The following is a 21,548-nucleotide window of genomic DNA, read 5'->3' on the forward strand; positions in this document are numbered from 1 at the left end:
GAACCCTTTTCAGGAGGCCTCACCATGGCACCTCGCGTACTCGTATCTGACGAACTGTCGGAAACCGCCGTCCAGATCTTCCGTGATCGCGGCGTTGAAGTGGATTTCATGCCGAAGCTCGGCAAGGACAAGGAAAAGCTCCTCGAGCTTATCCCGCAATATGATGGTCTTGCCATCCGCTCGGCCACCAAGGCGACGGAAAAGCTGATCGCCGCTGCGACCAATCTCAAGGTCATCGGCCGCGCCGGTATCGGCGTCGACAACGTTGACATTCCGGCCGCGTCCAAGCGCGGTATCATCGTGATGAATACGCCCTTCGGCAACTCGATCACGACCGCGGAACATGCCATTGCGCTGATGTTCGCCGTCGCTCGCCAGCTTCCCGCCGCCGACACCTCCACGCAGGCCGGCAAGTGGGAGAAGTCGAAGTTCATGGGTGTCGAAATCACCGGCAAGACGCTCGGCGTCATCGGCGCCGGCAATATCGGCTCCATCGTTTGCTCGCGCGCCATTGGCCTGCGCATGAACGTGATTGCCTATGACCCCTTCCTCTCGAAGGAGCGCGCGCAGGAAATGGGCGTTGAGAAGGTCGAGCTGGACGAGCTGCTCGCCCGCGCCGACTTCATCACGCTGCATGTGCCGATGACGGACAAGACGCGCGGCATCCTCAACAAGGAAGCACTTGCCAAGACGAAGCCCGGCGTTCGCATCATCAACTGCGCCCGTGGCGGTCTGGTTGACGAGGCAGCGCTTGCCGAAGCCATCAAGTCCGGCCATGTCGCTGGCGCCGGTTTCGATGTGTTCGAAGTCGAACCCGCAACCGAAAGCCCGCTCTTCGGCCTCGACAACGTCGTCTGCACGCCGCATCTTGGCGCATCGACCACGGAAGCCCAGGAGAACGTCGCGCTGCAGGTTGCCGAGCAGATGTCGGACTACCTCGTCAAGGGTGCCGTCTCCAACGCGATCAACATGCCCTCGATCACCGCTGAAGAAGCGCCGATCCTCAAGCCCTTCATCCGGCTTGCCGATTGCCTCGGCGCCTTCGTCGGTCAGGTCACGGAAGGCCCGATCAAGGAAATCGAAATCCTATTCGACGGCGTTACCGCCACGATGAACACCAAGGCGCTGACCAGCGCGCTTCTCGCCGGCCTCATCCGCTCGCAGGTGTCCGATGTGAACATGGTTTCGGCTCCGATCATGGTCAAGGAAAAGGGCATCATCGTTTCCGAGGTCAAGCGTGACAAGACGGGCGTCTACGACGGCTATATCAAGCTGACAGTGACGACCGAGACGCAGACGCGCTCTGTTGCCGGCACAGTCTTCTCGGACGGCAAGCCGCGCTTCATCCAGATCAAGGGCATCAACATGGACGCCGATGTCGGCGCCAACATGATCTACATTGCCAACACCGACGTTCCCGGCATGATCGGCTACATGGGCACGACGCTGGGCGAGGGCGGCGTCAACATCGCCAACTTCCAGCTCGGCCGCGACAAGCAGGGCGGCGACGCCATTGCGCTCCTTTATGTCGACGAGAAGGTCAAGGACGAGGTTCTGGCCAAGCTGACCGCCCACCCGGCGATCCGCCAGGCCAAGCCGCTGGCGTTCAACGTCGACTGAGACTGGCCGGCTGATAGCCTTTTATCGCGCCGCCCGTGTAGTATGCCACTCGGGCGGCGCGCCGCTTTGGGCAATACCTGCCTGCAACCGGCACTTTTGACCCGTAAGCGCCCTATCTTTTTGGTCTTGCAAAAATCCGGATGCGAAGCCGGTTTCGAGCTTCGATAAAATTGCTCTACAAAAGCAGGCTGACGAGCAAATCGGCAAAGATGAGAATTGCGATGGCCGTCTCTGCCAGAATTTCGATCCGGAACCGTTTGAATTCGATCAGCCTCTCGGTGATGATTTCAAGTCTGTCTTCTATGAGCTCCACGTTTTGCTCGTATACATCAAGCTCAGTAGTCGCCGCAGATTGCTGGACGAGTTCGCCGAAAATTCGCTTTGCCAGCGACCCGTCGATGTATTGCGGCAGTTGAACCAGGCTGCTGACCCACACGATCTTGCCACGGAGCCGGTTAGCCGCCACATAGCGATCGTTCATTTCGGCGTAGCGCTTCAGGCTCTTGTGCGTCGGCGGACTGACAAGGTCGCCCACCTCGTCGAGTACCCTCAAATGCGCCTCGATGCCGCCGCGAATGGCTGCAAGCTGTGACTTGAGTTCCCAAAAGGCCGCGACGCCTGCTATGGTCGGCGGGATCGATTGAGAAGCAGCATAAACGATGGCGCTGTTTCCGATCAATTTCACCGAAGCCATTCGGGTTGGCACTTCCAGAACAAAATCCGTCTGGTGCAGCGCCGAAAGGTGCCTCGTTAACAGATCGATATCGGAGGCGCTGACGGTGGTTTCGTTCTCGAAAAGGTAGATCTTCCAATCGTTTCTGTTGCCGTCCAGATCGTCCGCGAGGCTTTGCGGCCTGAAATGACCGGCATGCGTCAGCGGCAGGGTCACTTCTCCATCGAACGCGCTCCGGAGCTGGCTGAAGGGCAGAACGGTATCACCGACATAGCGAATCTCTGGATTGCCTTGCTGTCGGTTGGGCGTCTCGGTGCTCATGCACTTCTCGCAGGGAAGATCGCCGAATAGGGATCGACTTCGTCTACGTCGGGTGGATCCGCAAAGACGAGACCGTCCCGAAGGATTGGGCCGGGCAGGCTGAGCATGATCTTGGTCTCCCTGCAAAGAACAAAGGCCGACAAAATTACCTCGCCGGTGAGGTGATCCAGCCACTCCTCACCCAGTCGCGTTTCGATCCGCGATTGCAGTGCTTGCGCGGTAAACCGCGTCGGCTCGATGTCTTCCCCTGCTATCAGGAATCCCCAGCTTGAAAGAAATGAGGGAATGGCTGCACGGTAGCTGTGGACGTCCGGGAACACCTGACGGATTGTTCGTGCTAGAGCCGCGTGCTGCTTATAGTCCAGATGCGAAAATTCCAGCCCCTGAACGGCCAATATTCCTCCGGGGCGTAAACTCTGCCTCACTGTGCGATAAAACTCTAATGTGTACAGGCTTTGGGCTGGACCGTTATCCAGCATATCGACGACATCGATAATGATCACGTCGTAGAGGCTGCTGTCGTTTTCAAGGAAATGGCGACCATCATCATAGCGCAACTTGGCTCTCGGGTCATCGAATGCGCCTCGGTGCCACCGTATCAGGTGCTCACGGCAAAGTTCGACGGCTTGAAAATCGATGTCCACCATGGTTGCCGAGCGGACCGTGTGATGGGCGAGAACTTCGCGCAGCGTGGCGCCTTCACCGCCTCCGATGATGAGCACGTCCTTTGGGTTTGGGTGCAAAAGCATGGCCGGCTGAACCAGGAATTCATGGTAGAGCGCCTCATCATCTGCGGCACTCTGTATTGCGCCGTCAACGAATAGAGCGCGACCGAAGCTTGCCGTATCGACGATTGCGACCGTCTGGAAAGGCGTGCGCTGAACGGCGCAGATATTCGTGATCCGGAAATGGTAAAAATCGAAGGGATCGGCCTTGTCCAGAAAAAAGGACTCCGGCATCTCTTCCTTTCTGAAAGCCGCCGGGGGTACGTAATAAAACCCCTTTGGTAGAATGTAATTCGCGTAATCTGGAGCTTTTTCGTCGGAATTGCTCATAGAAAACCTCAGATTTCCGCGCTTCGGACTATGAAGGAAAGCTTGATCGAGCTGGGATCGAGCGAGTTCACGATCCTGGGTATACAGTTTCGCGGATCGTTTTTCCCGCACATGAATATGTCGATGCAGGCCGTGCCGACTTCAGGCCACGTATGGATGCTGATGTGACTTTCGGCGAGTACGATGACACCGGTCACTCCCATTCCGTCGCCAAAACTGTGCATGAATTGATTTATGACAACAACGTTACAATCTCTGGCTGCTTCTGATAATAAATTTCCTATATAATTAGGATCTGTTAGATTTTCAGCGCCAAGGAGGTCAAGAATTAGATGTTTTCCAGGCAGAGAACCAGGTCTGTCATCCTTTGTTGTACCACAATGTATTTTCTCAGGGAGTGGAGGAGAATAGGATGAGCCAATTTTAATATGGGAGCTCCGAGATATATTCATTTCCATCCCCAAGTTTTCTGAAAATCGGAAATTCAATACGGCAACATTTACGGTTTCCTTAGTGGTCTAAGACTACATCCAAATCTGATTGTATTTCAACGCCAAAACCCTTCGCAAGCGTCTGTTGCCAGGCGCTTGCGAAGGGTCGTGCACCCTCCCGTGAAGATGTTAGCTCAGGCGCGCAGGCGGGCTGCAGTGTCGCGCTCTTCCAGCGCGGCTGCCTTGCTGTATTCGGCTTCCGCCTCTTCCAGCGCAAGTTCGGCGGCGTCCTGCTGAACCTTCAGTTCCTTGATGGAGCCGAGAAGGTTATCGGCGCGCTGGCGCGCGGCCTTGGCGAAGGTCGGGTAAGCGAAGTGATTCGGGTCGGTGATGCCCGACTTCTTCTCCTCGAAGGCGATTTGCGCCTCGAGATCCCGGATCATTCGCTCGAAATCCGCCATCATCGTCTGTAACTGCTTCAATTGGCGGCGCTTTTCGTTAACCTGAAAGTTTTTCAGGCGAACGAGGCTCTCTCGTGACTTCATACGCAATACTCCCGTGAAGTGAGACCTTCTGGGTTCTTAACGCCGCAACAACGCGGCAATTCCCGGCCAAAAACGAAAAATCCCCGGCAATCTTAATAAATTCCTACCCCTGGTAACCATTCGTTTACGGCCATGGTGAATGATATGCGGGATGATTTAAGGGTCAGTAAACGACAAGAGCAAAAAATGCTGGCGTCTCATTGCTGAGTCGAAAGAGTCGGTTAGAGGGATTTCTTAACGTTGATCGTTAGAATCTCTTAATCCGATTTCTTATGAAAATCAGGGGGCTGAGAAATTTCTTTAACTAATTCGATACATCTTGCCATGGTGAATCAGAATTTGTTAACCATTTCGTGGCAGCTTCAAATCAGGCAACGACTGGATCCGTATCGCGTGGGGCAGCCAACGAGGGACCTTGAGCGGCGGAAAAGGGGACAAGGGAATGCGGGTTCTACTTATTGAAGACGACAGCGCGACGGCGCAGAGCATCGAACTGATGCTTAAATCCGAGAATTTCAATGTCTACACGACCGATCTGGGCGAAGAGGGTGTCGATCTCGGCAAGCTCTACGACTACGACATCATTCTTCTCGATCTCAACCTTCCCGACATGTCCGGCTATGAAGTGCTTCGCACGCTTCGCCTGTCCAAGGTGAAGACGCCGATCCTGATCCTCTCCGGCATGGCCGGCATCGAGGACAAGGTTCGCGGTCTCGGCTTCGGCGCCGACGACTACATGACGAAGCCCTTCCACAAGGACGAACTGGTAGCCCGCATCCACGCCATCGTTCGCCGCTCCAAGGGTCACGCTCAGTCGGTCATCTCGACCGGCGACCTGATCGTGAACCTCGACGCCAAGACGGTTGAAGTCGGCGGCCAGCGCGTGCACCTCACGGGCAAGGAATACCAGATGCTGGAGCTTCTCTCGCTCCGCAAGGGCACGACGCTCACCAAGGAAATGTTCCTCAACCACCTTTATGGCGGTATGGACGAGCCGGAATTGAAGATCATCGACGTCTTCATCTGCAAGCTGCGCAAGAAGCTCGCAAACGCTGCCGGCGGCGCCAACTACATCGAAACCGTCTGGGGCCGCGGCTATGTGCTGCGCGAGCCCGATGGCAACTCGGACTATCTCGAAACCGCCTGATAGGTTTCGCATATCCCGCTCAAGTTCCAGAGGCCCGCCGGCGACGGCGGGCCTTGTTTTTTCATGCGCCATCGCATTTGAGCCTGCGATGTGCTAGACCACTCCCATGACGCGTTTGCTTGAAAAGGCCATCGATATCATTCGCAATCTGCCCGACCAGAGGCAGGACGAGTTGGCTGTGGCGCTCTTTGCCGCAGCCGGCGCGGGCGCGGTCGATCTGTCTGAGGCTGAGTTCATTGCGGTTCAGGAGGGGCTGGAGGATGTTCGAGCCGGCCGCTTTGCCGATCCTTCGGAGATCGAGGCGATCTTCGCTCGGCATCGTCGCGCATGAAGCTGCGTTATACGCAACGCGCTGTGCATGAAATCGATGAGATCAGCCGATATTTTCTCGAGCTTAATCCGAGGGCCGGCGAAGAGTTCTTTGCCGCCCTTGAGTTGCTGTTGGGGCATCTGACGATCATGCCAGCGTTGGGACGATCAACAAGCGTTGCAAATGTCCGCGTGCTTGTCGTACCTCGCTATCCCTACCGGATTTTCTATCTGGCTGAGGCGGATACTATCAGCATCCTGAGCATCTTCCACACTGCGCGCGATCCCGGCACTGCGCCAGCCGGTTAAGGTCGCTTGATACCGTAAAGCATCTCGCGCTTGCCTGCGAAGCCCGGACGCCGAAGAACCTCGAAGCCCGCGCCCTGCAGGTTGCGGCGAACGAAACCGGCGGCCGCGTATGTGGCGAAGGTGCCGTGATCGTTCGTGTGGGCATGCAGCGCCTGCATGATCTCGGGCGACCACATGTCGGGATTGCGGGATGGGGCAAATCCGTCGAGATACCACGCGTCGAACAACTGCTCGCTTGTTTCGATGTTTTCGAGGGCCGGGCCGCAGGCGACGGAGAGGCGGACTTTGTCGTCAAAGTCGAGCGTCACAAAGCCCTGCGGGCGATCGGGCCAGCGTGCTGTCAGCGCATCCCGCTCGTCATCCAGCAGCGGCCAGCGGGAGAGCGCCTTGGCAATGCTCTCGCGCTCCATTGGGTAGAGTTCGAAGGAGATGAAATGCAGCCGGGCGGAGGCGGGCCTGTCGAAGGCCTTCCATTGCCTGAGCGTTTCACAGAAGTTGAGACCCGTGCCGAAGCCGAGTTCGCCGATGACGAAATCGCCGCCGTCGGCCCAGCGATCGGGCAGACCGTTGCCGTCGAGGAAGACATAGGCACATTCGGCGCGGCCGTCCTCGCGGCAATAAAAATGGTCGCCAAAGGCGGTCGAATAAGGCATATCGCCGTCGAGCCATTCGAGCGGCTGGGGCATTCCGGCCTCGGGTTTTGCGGGAGTTTCCTTGTCCATGACCGTAGGCGATAAAGCGCCGAACCTTGCCGGTCAATGGGGCCACGCTGTCGATCTGTTGGTCGTTGGCGGCGGCGTCATGGGTCTTTGGGCAGCGCTGAAGGCGGGACGGGCGGGGCTGGATGTCCTGCTGGTCGACGAAGGCAGGCTGGGGCAGGGGGCGAGCTACGGCCATCTCGGCGCTCTGATGGCGCATATGCCGGACAAGTGGAACGCCAAGAAGCAGTTTCAGTTCGATGCGCTCTTGTCTCTGGAGACGGAAGTGCGTGTGCTGGAGACGGAGACAGGGCTTTCGGCCGGCTATGCGCGCAGCGGTCGGCTGATCCCGCTGCCGAAACCGCATCTGCGTGACATCGCCCAACGGCACGAGGCAGACGCAAAGCTGAATTGGAATGCTGTGGACGGGCGCTCGTTCGAATGGCGTGTGACGGATGTGCCGCCCGCACCCGGCTGGCCGCAGGCGGAGGGCATGGAAGGTGGCTTCGTGCTGGACACCTTTGCGGCACGCGCCAACCCGCGCGCCTTCACGGCAGTGCTGATCGCTGCGATCCGGGCCTTGCCGAATGTCACGGTGCTTGAGGGCGTTGCCCTGGACAACCTGGACGCGGCCAGTGCCGGCGCCGCGCTGTCCTCTGGCGAGACGGTTGGTTTCAGCCACGCCATCATCGCCGCAGGCTATAAAGCCTTTCCCATGCTGCAGCGCCTGTTGCCTGCCCGTGAAGAGCCGCTCGGCATGGCGGTCAAGGGGCAGTCGGCGGTAATGGCAGCGGAAATCGACCCTTCGCTGCCGCTGATCTTTCTGGACGGGCTTTATGTCGTGCCGCATGAGGGAGGGCGTGTCGCAATAGGCTCGACCAGCGAAAACACGTTTGATGAGCCCTTCACCACCGACGAACAGCTTGAGGAGCTGATTGCGCGGGCGCGGCAGCTTGTGCCTATGCTCAAGGATGCGCCGGTGATAGACCGCTGGGCGGGGCTTCGGCCCAAGGCGATGGCGCGCGACCCGCTGGTGGGGCCACTGCCAGACGCAGAGCGCATCATCGCGCTTACGGGTGGTTTCAAGGTTTCCTTCGGCATAGCGCACCGGCTGGCGGATGCAGCGTTTCAATCCGTTCTGGGGCTCGCCGATGTCGATATCCCGCCGTCATTTCGCGTGCCCCATCATCTCGGCTGAGCCTCGCGGGTTGTCCGGGATCAAGGCATTTGGCGCCCCGATGAACTATTCTGCTTTCGCTGCGTTTGGCGCCGTGACTCCCCATTGAGGCAAAACGAAGGAGCCTGTCATGTTCACGCAATTGACCGACCTGCCAGGATGCATCCTTGGCTTCGAGGCACGCGGCAAATTTACGGCGGCAGATTATGAGGCTGTGCTAATGCCAGCCATGGAGGCGGCTGTAAAGATGGGTCCGGTGAGGCTGCTCTTTGTCATGCCTGATGGTTTTCACGGCATGGAAATGGGCGCTCTGCACGACGACCTCCTGTTCGGGCTGAAGCATTTTCGCGACTTCAAGAAGTTCGCCTTCGTCACCGATGATGAAACCCTGGCTGCTCTAACCCGCAATTTCGCTTTCATGATCCCGGCGGAGACTCAGGTGTTCGCGCTTACCGAACGGGATCGGGCGGTCAGCTGGCTTGAAGCTTGAATTGACATTCGAAATCGCGAATTTGGCTCTGGACTGCCAAGGCGGTTTGCAGTTTTCTGCAACTTCAGAATTGCATAACCTCCGAAGGCAGAACAGATGATCGTCGATGTCAAAACCTCCCGTGATCTCATTGGCTACGGCCGCAATACTCCCGACCCGAAATGGCCGGGCGGCGCGCACGTCGCGGTGCAGTTCGTTGTAAATTACGAGGAGGGTGGCGAGAGTTGCATTCTGGATGGCGACCCCGCCTCCGAAAACCTCCTTTCCGAAATCGTCGGCGCGGCCGCCTGGCCGAAGCAGCGCAATCTGAACATGGAATCGATCTACGAATACGGGTCGCGCGCCGGCTTCTGGAGGCTCCACCGCATGTTCACGCAGCTGAATGTCCCGGTGACGGTTTACGGTGTGACGCTGGCCATGGCGCGCAATCCGGAGGCTGTGGCGGCCATGAACGAAGCGGGCTGGGAAATCGCCTCGCATGGCTATCGCTGGCTCGAATACAAGGACTTTCCGGAAGAGGTGGAGCGCGCCCATATCGCGGAAGCCGTGCGGCTCCACACTGAGGTGGCCGGTTCGCGGCCACTCGGCATGTATCAGGGCAAGCCGTCCGACAACACGCTGCGGCTCGTGATGGAAGAGGGCGGTTTCCTCTATTCCTCCGACAATTATTCCGACGATCTGCCCTTCTGGGTGCCGGGGCTTGACGGAAAGCCCTTCCTGATCATTCCCTATACGCTGGAAACGAACGACATGCGCTTTGCCACCCCGCAGGGCTTCAATTCAGGCGACCAGTTCTTCTCCTATCTCAAGGATGCCTTCGACACGCTCTACGAAGAGGGGAAGGAAGGCTCGCCGAAGATGATGTCGATCGGGCTGCATTGCCGCCTCGTCGGTCGCCCCGGCCGGGCTGCGGCGCTGAAACGCTTCATTGAATATGTGCTGTCGCACGAGAAGGTCTGGGTTCCGCGCCGTATCGATATTGCCCATCACTGGCATGAGCATCATCTGCCGAAGTGATCAGTGGTCAATAAATGCTGCATCGCAGCAAGTTCCTGGCAGTTTCATATCGCTGTAACAGACATGATGCATCTTCCGCCTCGCGCAGGGGCGGCAAGGCGATGGTTTTCCGGCTTGACCGGAAACGGGCGCCCTCGTGCGGCAGAGTTATAAACTACGATATTGAACGGCAATTTCAGCAGGAACGCCGTCCGGTCTTCGATCGGACGGCTTTTTTTGTTGCTCGCGCCTCCGCCCCCTTGAAAGGCATGGGCCGCGCTGGTCTATTGCGTCGGAATTTCGGGAATGGCACATCGTGACGAAAGATGAATTTGTGAGCCGCTTCGGCGGTGTGTTCGAGCACTCTCCCTGGGTGGCGGAGCGTGCCTTTGAGGCCGGCGTGACCGAAACGCTGACTGCCGGTTCCGTACATGGCGCCATGGTCGCGGCATTTCGCGCCGGGACCGAGGTCGAGCGACTTGCCGTGCTGCGGGCGCATCCTGATCTTGCCGGAAAACTCGCCATTGCCGGAGAGTTGACCGAAGACAGCCGCAAGGAGCAGGCTGGCGCGGGGCTTGACCGCCTGACCGCCGACGAACACGCAAGCTTCACCGCGCTCAACAGCGCCTATGTCGAGAAATTCGGCTTTCCTTTCATCATTGCGGTCAAGGGGCTTAACAAGGACGACATTCTCTCGGCTTTCGAGACACGGATCAACAACGATCGGAACGCGGAATTTGCAACCGCGTCCGCGCAGGTGGAGCGTATAGCGTACCTGCGGCTTACCAGCATGCTCCCGGAAGGAAACTGACATGGCAGACATCCCCGTTTTCAATCCGCCCGCCTTTGTGGCCGGGGCGGTCAATCTGGCCTCGGCGCGTCTGGGTGCGCAGGCACTCTGGACCACGGACGAGTTCTTCGCGCCGCTCTCGCGTGCGCTGAACGACGATCCGGCGAAGTGGGACGAGACTGCCTATGACGACAACGGCAAGTGGATGGACGGCTGGGAAAGCCGGCGCAAGCGCGTGCCGGGCCATGATATCGCCGTCGTGAAGCTTGCCATGCCGGGCCGCATTCGTGGCTTCGATGTCGATACCAGCTATTTTACCGGCAATTATCCGCCCCATTGCTCGATCGAGGCGGCCTATGCCGAAAGCGGTGATCCCGATCCGGCAAACGATGCGCTGTGGACGGAAATCCTGCCGAAGTCGCCGCTGGGTTCTTCGGCGCATCATTTCTTCGAAAACGCCGATAATTCCAAGGTCTGGACCCATGTGCGCCTGCATATCTATCCGGATGGCGGCGTCGCGCGTCTGCGGGTCTATGGGGACGCGCATTTCGACTGGGCCAAGGTCGGTGCGGATCAGGACATCGATCTGGCTTACATCTTCCACGGCGCCAAGGCGCTGGCCTGGTCGAACGCGCATTACGGTCTGCCGGAAAAGGTTCTGGGGCCGGGGCGCGGCATCAATATGGGCGACGGCTGGGAAACGGCACGCCGGCGCGGACCAGGGCATGACTGGGCGATCATCAAGCTTGGCCATCGCGGAACGGTGAGCCGAGCGATCATCGACACGCATTTCTTCAAGGGCAACTATCCCGACACCTGCGAAATCATCGCCGCCGACCTGCCGGATGCGCCGGAGAGTTTCTCCGAAGCCGACATCGCCGCATCGGAAAGCTGGAAGCCGCTTCTGCCGCGCACCAAGCTGCAGATGGACGAGGAACGCGAGTTCAAGGGCGATGCTCTCGCCTCGATCGGTCCGGTGACGCATGTGCGGCTCGCCATGTTCCCCGATGGCGGGATCATGCGCATGCGGCTCTTCGGCAAGAAGGCCTGATCCACGGGCAAGGATGACGCATGGCCTGATCTGCACTATATTGTGGGAAGAGGCTTTGAGGAGCAAAGGTCATGCGGCCATCCGAACTCGTGCGGGCGAAGGCAGCTGAAATTCGAGCATTGACAGCGCGGTATCCGACGCTCGTGCATCCGCGCGTCTTCGGTTCGGCGGCGCGCGGCGATGATCGGCCGGACAGCGATATCGACATTCTGGTCGATGCGCTGGATGGTACGACTTTGTTCGATCTTGGCGGATTGATGGAGGAGTTGAAGGATCTGCTGGGCGTAGACGTTGACTTGGTCACCTCCGGTCAGGTCCCCGAGTCTGCAAGGCAGCGGATTTTTTCAGAGGCGCGCGAGATTTGAGCGTTGACCCGAGGCTTGAAGGTCATCTGGAGCGGATGCTCCAAGCCACGAACCGCGCGATCGAATTTGTCGGCGGTTTGACGGAAGATCAGTTTTTGAGAGATTCCGTTCGTCAGCACGCGGTGTGCATGGCGCTGGTTGTTTGTGGCGAGAATGCAAGTCGAATTTTGGAGGCATTCAAGTCGTTTGCCACCGATCATCCCGAGATTGAGTGGCGCAAGATAAAAGGCATGCGCAATATTATTGCGCATGGTTATTTCGACCTTGAGTTCGAAATTATATACAAGACGGCTGTGAACATGCTGCCGGTCTTGAAGCTACAGCTCGAAGCGCTGCTGCACTCGACAGAAATATGACAGGACTTATGGTGACTTCCCCGTTTCTCCCCATCCAACTCCTCACCAAAACCGCCTTCGCGTCCTTCGGCGACGTGATCGAGGCGGACCCTTCCACCATGCGGCTGATCAATGGCGGCACGACGGAGCGGTTTCATGCGTTGGCAACGGCAGAGGCGCTGGGCGAGGGGGCTAGCATCATTCTCAACATCTTCCGCGGCCAGCCACGCGCCTTTCCCTATTCCGTCACCATGATGGAGCGGCATCCGTTCGGCAGCCAGTCGTTCTCGCCGCTGTCCGGCCGTCCGTTTTTGGTCGTGGTGGCAGAGGACGACGGTGGCAAGCCCGGGGTGCCGCAGGTGTTTCTGGCGGGGGCGCATCAGGGCGTCAACTATCGCGCCAATGTCTGGCATCATCCGCTGATGTCTCTCAAGGAAATCAGCGATTTTCTCGTTGTTGACCGCACCGGGCCCGGCAATAATCTCGAGGAATATTTCTATTCCGAACCCTTTATCATCGAGGAGCCAAAAGCATGACCGGCCTCACCACCCATGTTCTCGATACTGCGCTCGGCAAGCCGGCAGAGGGTCTGAAGATCGACCTGTTCAAGCTGGAGGCGCATGGCCCGGTTCGTGTCAAGTCGGTCGTGACCAATGCGGACGGGCGTGTCGATGGCGGGCCGATGCTGATCGGCGAGAGCTTCCAGAAGGGGCAGTATGAGCTTGTGTTTCATGCAGGCGCTTACTTGAAGAAGACCGGACAGGTGCTGGCCGATCCGCCGTTCCTCGATCTGGTGCCGATCCGCTTCGGCATTGCGGACACAAGCGCGCATTACCATGTGCCGCTGCTGATCTCGCCCTGGAGCTATTCGACCTATCGCGGGAGTTGAGCCATGAGCCTTGCCGTGATCGCCGATATTCACGGCAACGACCTCGCGCTTCAGGCGGTGCTGGATGACATCGCGGCGCAAGGGATCGCTGATATCGTCAATCTCGGAGATTGCTTCAGCGGCCCGCTGGAGCCGGGCAAGGTGGCCGCGCGGCTGACTGCGATGAATATCCCGACCGTGCGCGGCAATCATGACCGCTATCTGGTCGAGCAGTCGCCCGAGGCGATGTGGCCTTCGGATCGGATTGCGCATGGTGAGCTGCTACCGGCGCATTTGGATTGGATAAGAGCGCTGCCAGAAACCCATGTTCATCGTGGCGAATTCTACATGTGCCATGCGACGCCGCAGGACGATAACCGCTACTGGCTGGAAGAGGTGCTGGAGGACGGGTCGGTGCGGCGCAAGTCGCTGGCTGAGATCGAGGCGCTGGCGGAAGGCATCGAGCAACCCGTTATCCTCTTTGCGCATAGCCACCTTCCTGCGATGCTTCGTCTTTCGGACGGGCGGCTCATGGTCAATCCCGGCAGCATCGGCTGCCCCGGTTATGATGATGTCGCGCCCTATCCGCACAAGATGGAGGCCGGGCATCCGCTGGCGAGCTATGCCATCGTGGAGAAGGGGGCAGGCGGCTACGGGGTGACGTTCCGCAACGTGCCCTACGATCACATGGCGATGGCGGCGCTTGCTGCAAGCTACGGCCGACCGCAATGGGCATCGGCGCTGGCGACGGGCTGGCTGGGAAAATCGGGCATCTCAGAATAGCAAAAGCCGCGTGGCAGTACATCCGTGCTCACGCGGCCCTCTATCATTCGGCGTCAAAACACCGGATTGACTCCAGTGTGCGCTCAGATGCTTTACAAATGGTTAATGCGGTTCCGGGTTTCAAGACCCGAGATTGACGTTTATCCAGTCAAGCCAGATTTCATTGCTTTTCCAGCGACATAGGTCTCTGAAATGGCGCGATCGTCACCCATGGTCTGTAGCAGGAACAGCTCTTCCGCCAGTGTCGAGACCACTTCCGCCTTCAGCGCCATGGCAGGCGTGGCCCGCATGTCCATGACGACGAGGTCGGCGTCCATGCCGGGCGCAATGGACCCGATATGGTTCTCCAGCGACAGCGCCTCGGCATTGCCGCGTGTCATCCACCAGAAGCTTTCCAGCGGGTTCAGACGTTCGGCCTGCAATTGCTGGATCTTGTAGGCCTCGTCCATGGTGCGCAGCATGGAATAGGACGAGCCGCCGCCGATATCGGTGGCGACCGCGGTGCGCACGGGCTTTGCCCGGTTCGTCATCTTCCGGAGTGGGAAGAGGCCGGAGCCGAGGAAGAGGTTCGAGGTCGGGCAATGGACGGCGATGCCGCCAGCCTCGCTCATCGCGTCCATTTCGCGCTCCGACAGATGGATCGCGTGGCCGAAGAGCGTGTTGGGGCCGAGCAGGCCGAAGCGCGCGTAGATGTCGGTATAGTCCTTGGCTTCCGGATAGAGTTCGCAGGCGAAGCGGATCTCGTCGAGGTTTTCGGATAGATGGGTCTGCACATGCAGGTCGGGGAACTCTTTCACAAGAGCGCCTGCGGCTTCCATCTGCTCCGGCGTTGAGGTGATGGCGAAGCGCGGGGTGATGGCGACATGGTTGCGGCCCTTGCCGTTCCAGTCGGCGATTACTTGCCTGGTGTCGTCATAGCCTGCCTGCGCGGTATCGCGGAGCGCCTCCGGCGCGTTGCGGTCCATCATCACCTTGCCGGCCACCATGCGCATGTTGCGCTTCAGGCTCTCGGCGAAGAAGGCGTCGGCGGAGGTCTTGTGGACCGAGCAATAGGCGACCGCCGTCGTTGTGCCGTGGCGGACCATCTCGTCGAAGAAATGGACGGCGATGCGCGCCGCGTGATCGGCCGAGGCGAAGCGCTGTTCCTCGATGAACGTATAGGTGTTCAGCCATTCGAGCAGGTTGGCGGCATAGGAGCCGATGACCTGCATCTGCGGGAAATGCAGGTGCGTGTCGATCAAGCCGGGCAGGATGAGATGCGGGCGGTGGTCGCGCGTCTCGACGCCTGCCGGGGCCTTGGCCTTGATGTCGGAATAGGACCCGACTGCGGAGACGAGGCCGTTTTCGATCAGGATGCCGCCGTCCTCTTCATAGAGATAGGCGGCGGTGTCGGTCAGGCTTTCGGGCTTGCGATGGAAGGAGAGGACGCGTCCACGAAGAAGAAGTGCATTCATTGGGTGGCAGCCTTGGCAGTGGCGCTTTCATACCAGGCGGTCAGAACCTTGCGCTCGTCCAGCGTGATATCGGTGACGTTTCCGGGCGGCATGGCATGCGAGCGGCCTGCCTGGAGGTAGATTTCGCGGGCATGGGCGGCAATGGCCGCGTCGTTGTCAAAGGCGACGCCCTTCGGCGGGCGCGCAATACCTTCATAGGCGGGCTCGGCGGTGTGGCACATCATGCAGCGCGTGCCGATGACGTCCTTGGCTGCGTTGAAATGCGGATCGCCGGCGAAGCGCTGGAAGGCGGGCGCGATGGAACTCGTGTCGTTCTCGCCGCCACCGAGGACCTTCGGCACGGTCGAGAGCCACATGATGAGGATGAAGATGATGGCCGTCAGCGCCCAGGTCCAGGTCGGCTTGCCCTTGCGCGCATGGGTCGTGTTGAACCAGTGACGGATCGTGACGCCCATGAGGAAGACGAGGGCTGCGATGATCCAGTTGTATTTCGTGCCGAAGGCCAGCGGATAGTGGTTCGACAGCATGAAAAAGATGACGGGTAGCGTGAGATAATTGTTGTGCAGCGAGCGCTGCTTGGCAATCGCGCCGTATTTCGGGTCGGGCGTGCGCCCGGCGATGAGGTCGGCGACAACGATCTTCTGGTTCGGGATGATGATGAAGAAGACGTTGGCTGACATGATCGTCGCGGTGAAGGCGCCCAGATGCAGGAATGCGGCGCGGCCGGTGAAGACCTGCGTGTAGCCCCAGGCCATGGCGACGAGCGCCACATAGAGCAGCGCCATCAGGCCCCAGGTGTTCTTGCCGATGGGCGATTTGCAGAGCGTGTCGTAGATGATCCAGCCGACCGACAGCGAGGCGAGCGAAATCAGGATCGCCTGCCATTGCGGCACGTCGAGCACATGGCGGTCGATGAGGAAGAGGTCCGCGCCGCCGTAATAAACGACCGCCAGCATGGCAAAGCCGGACAGCCAGGTGGCGTAGCTTTCCCATTTGAACCACGTCAGATGCTCGGGCATGCTCGCCGGTGCGACCAGGTATTTGCGGATATGGTAGAAGCCGCCGCCATGGACCTGCCATTCCTCGCCATAGGCGCCGGGGGGAAGGTCGGGCGCTTTCCGGAGGCCCAGATCGAGGGCGATGAAATAGAAGGAGGAGCCGATCCAGGCAATTGCCGTCACGACGTGAAGCCACCTCACCGCAAAGGCGAGCCATTCCCAGACGATGGCGTATTCGTACATTCAGAGTCCCCGGTATTTATATTTTAGGCGATATATGACGCCCAATCGCGTCATGTTGCAATGCATGATGGGTGAGCGCGGTCATGATTTCCGCAGCCGTGAGCGCTGCAATCACGGCCGGTCTCTTGTCCTTGAGCGGGCCGCCGACGGGCAGCGTCAGGCGGGCGATATCGGCCTGCGGCGCTTCGCGCTTCAGCCAGCTTGCGAAGGTGGCGCGCTTGGTGGCCGAGCCGATCATGCCGACATAGGCGAGGTCGCTGCGTTTCAGTGCTTCGGCTGCAATCAGGAAATCCAGCGCATGGTCATGCGTCAGGATCAGCAGCGCGCTACCGGTGGGGATGGTTGCGACCACGCTTTCCGGCATGGCGGCGAGCTTCGCCGCCACATTCTCCGGCAGGCCGGCGAGTTCGTGTTCGCGCGATTCCACCATTGTGACGTTGAGCGGGAGGAGCGAGAGGGCTGCGGCGAGGGCGTGTCCCACATGGCCGGCACCAAAGACATAGACGGCGGGCTGCTTCTCGGCGTCATCGGCGAGACGCGCGGCAAGTTCCGCCTTCAGCAAGGCATCCAGCGGGCGAAAGGTAATCTCCACACGGCCCCCGCAGCATTGGCCGATCTCCGGGCCAAGCGGCACGGACAGCGCGGCCTCGCCGCCCTTGCCGGCGAGCATCCGCCTTGCATGGTCGATCGCCATATATTCGAGCTGGCCGCCGCCGATCGTGCCGGCGATGGCGTCCATCGAGACCAGCATGAAGGCGCCTTGCTCGCGCGGGGCCGAGCCCATGACCGAGGCAACCTCGACAAGGACCTTTGCCCCCTCTTTGTCCAGAAAGCGGGCGGGATTGTCTGTCATGGCTCTATGCCGTCTTCAGCCGTTCAATCGCCATCAGCACGCGCTCCGGCGTCGTCGGGGTGTCGAGGCGCGGGCATTCGCGGTAGTCAGCCACGCTGGCGACGGCCATCGAGATCGCTTCGACCACAGAGATCGGCAGGACGAGCGGCGGTTCGCCGACGGCCTTGGAGCGACCTATGGTCGGCAGCTTGTTGACCGACCATTCGGCCAGCTCGACATTGAAGATTTCCGGTTTGTCGGAGGCGAGCGGGATCTTGTAGGTCGAGGGCGCATGCGTGCGCAGCCGGCCCTTGCCGTCCCACCACAGCTCTTCCGTCGTCAGCCAGCCCATCCCCTGAATGAAGCCGCCCTCGACCTGGCCCTTGTCGAGGGCCGGGTTGAGCGAATGGCCGACATCGTGCAGCACGTCAGCGCGGTTGACGATGTATTCTCCCGTCAGCGTATCGACGGAGACTTCCGAGACGGAGGCGCCATAGGAGAAGTAATAGAAGGGCCGGCCCTGGCCGGTCGCGCGATTCCAGTGAATTTCCGGCGTCTTGTAAAAGCCGGCAGCGGATAGCTGGATGCGGGCGAAATAGGCCTGATTGATGAAATCCGGGAAGGGGATGATGTCGGTGCCGACGCGGACGCGGTTCGGCAGGAATTCCACATCGCTTTCCGAAACCTTCCACTTTTCAGCGGCAAAGGCGACGAGGCGTTCCTTGATCTGTCGAGCGGCGTCGTAGGCCGCCATGCCGTTCAGGTCGGTGCCGGACGAGGCGGCAGTGGCCGAGGTGTTCGGCACCTTGCCCGTGGTCGTAGCGGTGATCTTCACGCGGTCGAGATCGACCTGGAAGCAATCGGCAATGACCTGGGCGACCTTGGTGTAAAGGCCCTGGCCCATTTCCGTGCCGCCGTGGTTCAGGTGGATCGAACCATCCTGATATACATGGACGAGCGCGCCGGCCTGGTTGAAGGCGGTCATGGTGAAGGAGATGCCGAACTTGACCGGCGTCAGCGCGATACCCTTGCGGATGACGCGGCTCGATTTGTTGAAGGCGATGATCTCTTCGCGGCGTTTGCGATAGTCCGTCTTCTCGGCCAGCTCTGCGACAAGGCGCGGCATGACATTGTCTTCTACCGTCTGGTGGTACGGCGTCAGTACCCGGTCGGAGCCCGGTTCGCCATAGAAATTGGCCATGCGGACGTCGAGCGGGTCCTTGCCGAGGGCATAGGCGATTTCTTCCATGAAGCGCTCCGCGCCCACGCAGCCCTGCGGGCCGCCGAAGCCGCGGAAGGCGGTGTTGGAGACCGTATTGGTCTTGAGCGGCAGCGACTTCACCTCGACATGAGGATAGAAATAGGCATTGTCGACATGGAAGAGCGCGCGGTCCGTCACCGGGCCGGAAAGGTCTGCGGAGAAGCCGCAACGGGCGGCGAACTCGGCCTTCACACCGTGAATCCGGCCCTCTTCATCGAAACCAAGATCGTAGTCGATCACGAAGTCGTGGCGCTTGCCGGTCGCGGTCATGTCCTCGTCGCGGTCGAGGCGGATCTTGATGGCGCGCTTGAGCTTGCGGGCAGCGACGGCTGCAATGGCCGCGAACTGGTTGCCTTGCGTTTCCTTGCCGCCGAAACCGCCGCCCATGCGGCGCACGAAGACGGTCACGGCATTGGAGGGGACCTCAAGCACATGGGCGACCATGTGCTGGATTTCCGACGGATGCTGGGTCGAGGCCCAGATGGTCATCTCGTCGTCCTCGCCGGGAATGGCGATGGAGATATGGCCTTCGAGATAGAAGTGCTCCTGCCCGCCGATTTCCATCTGGCCCTGAAGGCGCTTGGGCGCGGAGGCAAGGGCGGCGTCGGCGTCTCCACGCCTTAGCGTCAGCGGCTCGGTGACGAGCGTGCCGACGGCGGCTTTCGCCTCGGCGACGGAGAGGATGGCGGGCAGGTCTTCGTATTCGATGCGGGCGCGGCGGGCGGCCTGACGGGCAGCGGCGCGGGTTTCGCCAATGACGACAAAGGCCGGCTGGCCGTGGAACTCGACCAGTTTTTCGGTCAGCACGGGCTCGTCGTGCTTGTGGGCGGAGCTGACGTCGTTGACCGGGAAGTCCTTCGCCGTGAGCACGGTGACGACGCCGGGCGCGGATTCGACCGCCGAGAGGTCCATGCTGGTGATGATGGCATGCGCGCGGTCGGTCATGCCTATTGCCGCATGCAGCATGCCTGCCGGTTCGGGCATGTCGTCGATATAGTCCGCAGAACCCGCGACATGCTTGTGCGCGGAATCGTGACGCCGGTCTGCGTGGAGCGGGCCGTTGATGACGGCCGGGAAGCTTGTGTCCATCTTGTTCATTCGCCTGCCTCCAGCATCGCATAACGTTCCAGCGAGGCCTTTTCACCGGATGTCTCCAGCAGGAGGCGGGTGAGCAGGTTCTGCGCGGCGAGCATGCGGTAATCCGCACTGGCGCGCCAGTCGGAGAGGGGGGTGTAGTCCTTCGCCAGTTCCGCGCGGGCGGCGTTCACGATCGCTTCGTTCCACGGCTTACCGGTGAGGAATGCTTCCGTATGGGCGGCGCGCTTGGGCGTGCCAGCCATACCGCCGAAGGCGATGCGGATCGAGGCGACATTGCCGGCCGTGTCCAGCTTCAGCTTGAAGGCACCGCAGAGTGCCGAGATATCCTCATCGCGGCGCTTCGAGATTTTATAGATCGCGTAGAACTCGTCTGTGCCAAGCTTCGGGATTTCCAGCGCCTCGACAAATTCGCCGGGCTCACGCGCCTGCTTGCCATATTCGATGAAATAGTCCTCCACGGCCAAGCTGCGCGCGCCGTCGCGTGAGCGCAAGGTGACGCTCGCTTCGAGCGCAATGAGCGCGGGCGGCGTATCGCCAATGGGCGAGCCGTTGGCGACATTGCCGCCGATCGTACCCATGTTGCGCACCTGCTGGCCGCCGATGCGGATCAGCAGCTTGCCGAGTGCGGGGAAATTCTTCGCCAGCACGTCCTGCGCCTGGGTGTAGGTGACGACCGCGCCCAGACGGACCTTGTCGGCGGTTTCCTCGATCGTCTGCAATTCGGTCAGGTGATTGATGAAGATGACCGGCGAGAGATGGCGCATCTGCTTGGTCACCCACAGGCCGACATCGGTCGCGCCGGCGACGATCACGGCATTGGGCTCCGTCGCGTAGGCGTCGGCGAGATCGGCGGTGTTGAAGGGGATGATCGAACGGCTCTGGCCGTGGAAAATGCGGATCGTCCGCTTCGGCTTCAGGTCGTTCAGCGTGGCGATGATGCGCTCGCGGGTCAGCGTCAGGCGATCCGGTGTGGCACTTGCCATGCTGGCCGCAGCCGCCTCGACGGCGCGGAAGATGGACTCATACCCGGTGCAACGACAGAGATTGCCTTGCAGGGCGACTTCGATTTCGGCGCGCGAGGGTGTCGGCTTTTCCATCAGGAGCGCATAGAGCGACATGACGATGCCGGGTGTGCAGAAGCCGCATTGCGAGCCATGCAGATCAGCCAGCGCCTGCTGGATCGGCGTCAGCACGCCGTTCGGGCCGGCCAGATGCTCGATGGTCACGACATGTGTTGCCGACAGCGACGGCACGAAGCGAATGCAGGCATTGACGCTGCGATAGACGAGACTGCCGTTAACAACTTTGCCGACGAGGACCGTGCAGGCACCGCAGTCTCCTTCGCCGCAGCCTTCCTTCGTGCCGGTCAGGCGCTTCGTCTCCCGAAGCCAGTCCAGCAATGTGGTTGTCGGGGATATGCTGTCGATGACAACGGTTTCGTCGTTCAGAACGAAGCGAATCTGTTGCATTTGGCGTTCACCACTCCGGTTTAATACCTTCTTGGCGGGGCCTTGGCGGTTCGTGCTAGGTGCTTCCGCAGCGCATTTTGCAGCGCAATAGAAAAGAAGGCTAATCCAACTCCGGCTTGTGTGGCAATTGCTTTTTGCATGTTCCCAAACGGCTTTGCGTTTTTCTTGCTTTTTATCTTCGTTTCGGTTTCATTCGGGCCATAAACAGAAAATCATCGGAGGAGGAGGCT

The 21,548-nt window shown here is 60.0% G+C and carries 24 protein-coding genes; 14 read left to right on the forward strand and 10 right to left on the reverse strand.

Annotated elements, in window-relative coordinates:
- Window positions 1-24: 24 nt before the first annotated feature.
- On the forward strand, window positions 25-1,620 hold the full coding sequence (gene serA / locus ABID16_RS15180) for a phosphoglycerate dehydrogenase (RefSeq protein WP_354557178.1): 1,596 nt from the start codon (window positions 25-27) through the stop codon (window positions 1,618-1,620).
- Between the two features lie 175 nt (window positions 1,621-1,795).
- On the opposite strand, the gene ABID16_RS15185 is transcribed toward serA, so the two are convergent.
- The 4 genes from ABID16_RS15185 to ABID16_RS15200 form a co-directional block, all read right to left on the reverse strand.
- A complete protein-coding gene (locus ABID16_RS15185; protein WP_354557179.1) occupies window positions 1,796-2,614 on the reverse strand; it encodes a hypothetical protein in 819 nt (272 codons plus the stop codon).
- Window positions 2,611-3,669 (reverse strand): fused MFS/spermidine synthase, encoded by a 1,059-nt coding sequence (locus ABID16_RS15190; RefSeq protein WP_354557180.1) that lies wholly within the window; start codon window positions 3,667-3,669, stop codon window positions 2,611-2,613. Before ABID16_RS15190 ends, ABID16_RS15185 begins: the two co-directional genes overlap by 4 nt.
- An 8-nt stretch (window positions 3,670-3,677) precedes the next feature.
- Window positions 3,678-4,127, reverse strand: a complete 450-nt coding sequence (speD, locus tag ABID16_RS15195; RefSeq protein WP_354557181.1) for an adenosylmethionine decarboxylase — start codon at window positions 4,125-4,127, stop codon at window positions 3,678-3,680.
- Window positions 4,128-4,294: 167 nt separating this feature from the next.
- On the reverse strand, window positions 4,295-4,645 hold the full coding sequence (locus ABID16_RS15200) for a flagellar export protein FliJ (RefSeq protein ID WP_354557182.1): 351 nt from the start codon (window positions 4,643-4,645) through the stop codon (window positions 4,295-4,297).
- Window positions 4,646-5,087: 442 nt separating this feature from the next.
- Between ABID16_RS15200 and ctrA the strand changes: the two genes are divergently transcribed.
- The 3 genes from ctrA (at window position 5,088) to ABID16_RS15215 (ending at window position 6,410) form a co-directional block, all read left to right on the forward strand.
- Window positions 5,088-5,792 (forward strand): response regulator transcription factor CtrA, encoded by a 705-nt coding sequence (ctrA, locus tag ABID16_RS15205; RefSeq protein ID WP_354557183.1) that lies wholly within the window; start codon window positions 5,088-5,090, stop codon window positions 5,790-5,792.
- A gap of 106 nt (window positions 5,793-5,898) precedes the next feature.
- On the forward strand, window positions 5,899-6,123 hold the full coding sequence (locus tag ABID16_RS15210; RefSeq protein WP_354557184.1) for a hypothetical protein: 225 nt from the start codon (window positions 5,899-5,901) through the stop codon (window positions 6,121-6,123).
- A complete protein-coding gene (locus ABID16_RS15215; RefSeq protein ID WP_354557185.1) occupies window positions 6,120-6,410 on the forward strand; it encodes a type II toxin-antitoxin system RelE/ParE family toxin in 291 nt (96 codons plus the stop codon). Before ABID16_RS15210 ends, ABID16_RS15215 begins: the two co-directional genes overlap by 4 nt.
- Here ABID16_RS15215 and mnmC2 read toward each other — a convergent pair.
- Window positions 6,407-7,132, reverse strand: coding sequence for a tRNA (5-methylaminomethyl-2-thiouridine)(34)-methyltransferase MnmC2 (gene mnmC2, locus ABID16_RS15220; protein WP_435532425.1), 726 nt, complete (start codon window positions 7,130-7,132; stop codon window positions 6,407-6,409). The two genes, ABID16_RS15215 and mnmC2, sit on opposite strands and share 4 nt — an antisense overlap.
- Here mnmC2 and ABID16_RS15225 point away from each other — a divergent pair.
- From ABID16_RS15225 to ABID16_RS15270, 10 genes are all read left to right on the forward strand, one after another.
- Window positions 7,131-8,306, forward strand: coding sequence for an NAD(P)/FAD-dependent oxidoreductase (locus tag ABID16_RS15225; RefSeq protein ID WP_354557187.1), 1,176 nt, complete (start codon window positions 7,131-7,133; stop codon window positions 8,304-8,306). The two genes, mnmC2 and ABID16_RS15225, sit on opposite strands and share 2 nt — an antisense overlap.
- Before the next feature lie 109 nt (window positions 8,307-8,415).
- Window positions 8,416-8,775: a SpoIIAA family protein gene (locus tag ABID16_RS15230; RefSeq protein WP_354557188.1), complete on the forward strand. Its 360-nt coding sequence runs from the start codon at window positions 8,416-8,418 to the stop codon at window positions 8,773-8,775.
- Window positions 8,776-8,871: 96 nt separating this feature from the next.
- Entirely contained in the window at window positions 8,872-9,792 is a 921-nt protein-coding gene (gene puuE, locus ABID16_RS15235; RefSeq protein WP_354557189.1) for an allantoinase PuuE, read from the forward strand.
- A gap of 292 nt (window positions 9,793-10,084) precedes the next feature.
- Complete coding sequence (uraD, locus tag ABID16_RS15240; RefSeq protein ID WP_354557256.1) at window positions 10,085-10,582, forward strand: 2-oxo-4-hydroxy-4-carboxy-5-ureidoimidazoline decarboxylase; 498 nt, start codon at window positions 10,085-10,087, stop codon at window positions 10,580-10,582.
- 1 nt (window position 10,583) lies between these two features.
- A complete protein-coding gene (gene alc / locus ABID16_RS15245; protein WP_354557190.1) occupies window positions 10,584-11,612 on the forward strand; it encodes an allantoicase in 1,029 nt (342 codons plus the stop codon).
- A 71-nt stretch (window positions 11,613-11,683) separates the two neighbouring features.
- A complete protein-coding gene (locus ABID16_RS15250; RefSeq protein ID WP_354557191.1) occupies window positions 11,684-11,977 on the forward strand; it encodes a nucleotidyltransferase family protein in 294 nt (97 codons plus the stop codon).
- Window positions 11,974-12,333 (forward strand): HepT-like ribonuclease domain-containing protein, encoded by a 360-nt coding sequence (locus ABID16_RS15255; RefSeq protein WP_354557192.1) that lies wholly within the window; start codon window positions 11,974-11,976, stop codon window positions 12,331-12,333. Before ABID16_RS15250 ends, ABID16_RS15255 begins: the two co-directional genes overlap by 4 nt.
- On the forward strand, window positions 12,330-12,848 hold the full coding sequence (locus tag ABID16_RS15260) for an ureidoglycolate lyase (RefSeq protein WP_354557193.1): 519 nt from the start codon (window positions 12,330-12,332) through the stop codon (window positions 12,846-12,848). The genes ABID16_RS15255 and ABID16_RS15260 overlap by 4 nt, the downstream gene beginning before the upstream one ends.
- Window positions 12,845-13,201 carry a hydroxyisourate hydrolase gene (uraH, locus tag ABID16_RS15265; RefSeq protein WP_354557194.1) on the forward strand — a complete coding sequence of 119 codons (357 nt, stop codon included), beginning with the start codon at window positions 12,845-12,847 and terminating at the stop codon, window positions 13,199-13,201. Before ABID16_RS15260 ends, uraH begins: the two co-directional genes overlap by 4 nt.
- Before the next feature lie 3 nt (window positions 13,202-13,204).
- On the forward strand, window positions 13,205-13,963 hold the full coding sequence (locus ABID16_RS15270) for a metallophosphoesterase family protein (protein WP_354557195.1): 759 nt from the start codon (window positions 13,205-13,207) through the stop codon (window positions 13,961-13,963).
- A gap of 140 nt (window positions 13,964-14,103) precedes the next feature.
- On the opposite strand, the gene guaD is transcribed toward ABID16_RS15270, so the two are convergent.
- From guaD to xdhA, 5 genes are read right to left on the reverse strand one after another with little or no spacing between them, the layout of a single operon-like run.
- On the reverse strand, window positions 14,104-15,417 hold the full coding sequence (gene guaD / locus ABID16_RS15275; protein WP_354557196.1) for a guanine deaminase: 1,314 nt from the start codon (window positions 15,415-15,417) through the stop codon (window positions 14,104-14,106).
- Window positions 15,414-16,658, reverse strand: coding sequence for a urate hydroxylase PuuD (gene puuD, locus ABID16_RS15280; protein ID WP_354557197.1), 1,245 nt, complete (start codon window positions 16,656-16,658; stop codon window positions 15,414-15,416). The genes guaD and puuD overlap by 4 nt, the downstream gene beginning before the upstream one ends.
- Window positions 16,659-16,674: 16 nt before the next feature.
- Window positions 16,675-17,511 carry a xanthine dehydrogenase accessory protein XdhC gene (gene xdhC, locus ABID16_RS15285; protein WP_354557198.1) on the reverse strand — a complete coding sequence of 279 codons (837 nt, stop codon included), beginning with the start codon at window positions 17,509-17,511 and terminating at the stop codon, window positions 16,675-16,677.
- A 4-nt stretch (window positions 17,512-17,515) separates the two neighbouring features.
- The gene (gene xdhB, locus ABID16_RS15290) at window positions 17,516-19,849 is read right to left on the reverse strand and encodes a xanthine dehydrogenase molybdopterin binding subunit (RefSeq protein WP_354557199.1); all 2,334 of its coding nucleotides are present in this window, start codon (window positions 19,847-19,849) and stop codon (window positions 17,516-17,518) included.
- Window positions 19,846-21,318 carry a xanthine dehydrogenase small subunit gene (gene xdhA, locus ABID16_RS15295; RefSeq protein WP_354557200.1) on the reverse strand — a complete coding sequence of 491 codons (1,473 nt, stop codon included), beginning with the start codon at window positions 21,316-21,318 and terminating at the stop codon, window positions 19,846-19,848. The genes xdhB and xdhA overlap by 4 nt, the downstream gene beginning before the upstream one ends.
- Window positions 21,319-21,548 lie beyond the last annotated feature (230 nt).

Origin of the sequence: Limnomicrobium aquaticum (genome assembly GCF_040545545.1) — a bacterium.
In the GTDB taxonomy this organism is placed as follows: domain Bacteria; phylum Pseudomonadota; class Alphaproteobacteria; order Rhizobiales; family Rhizobiaceae; genus Ensifer_A; species Ensifer_A aquaticum.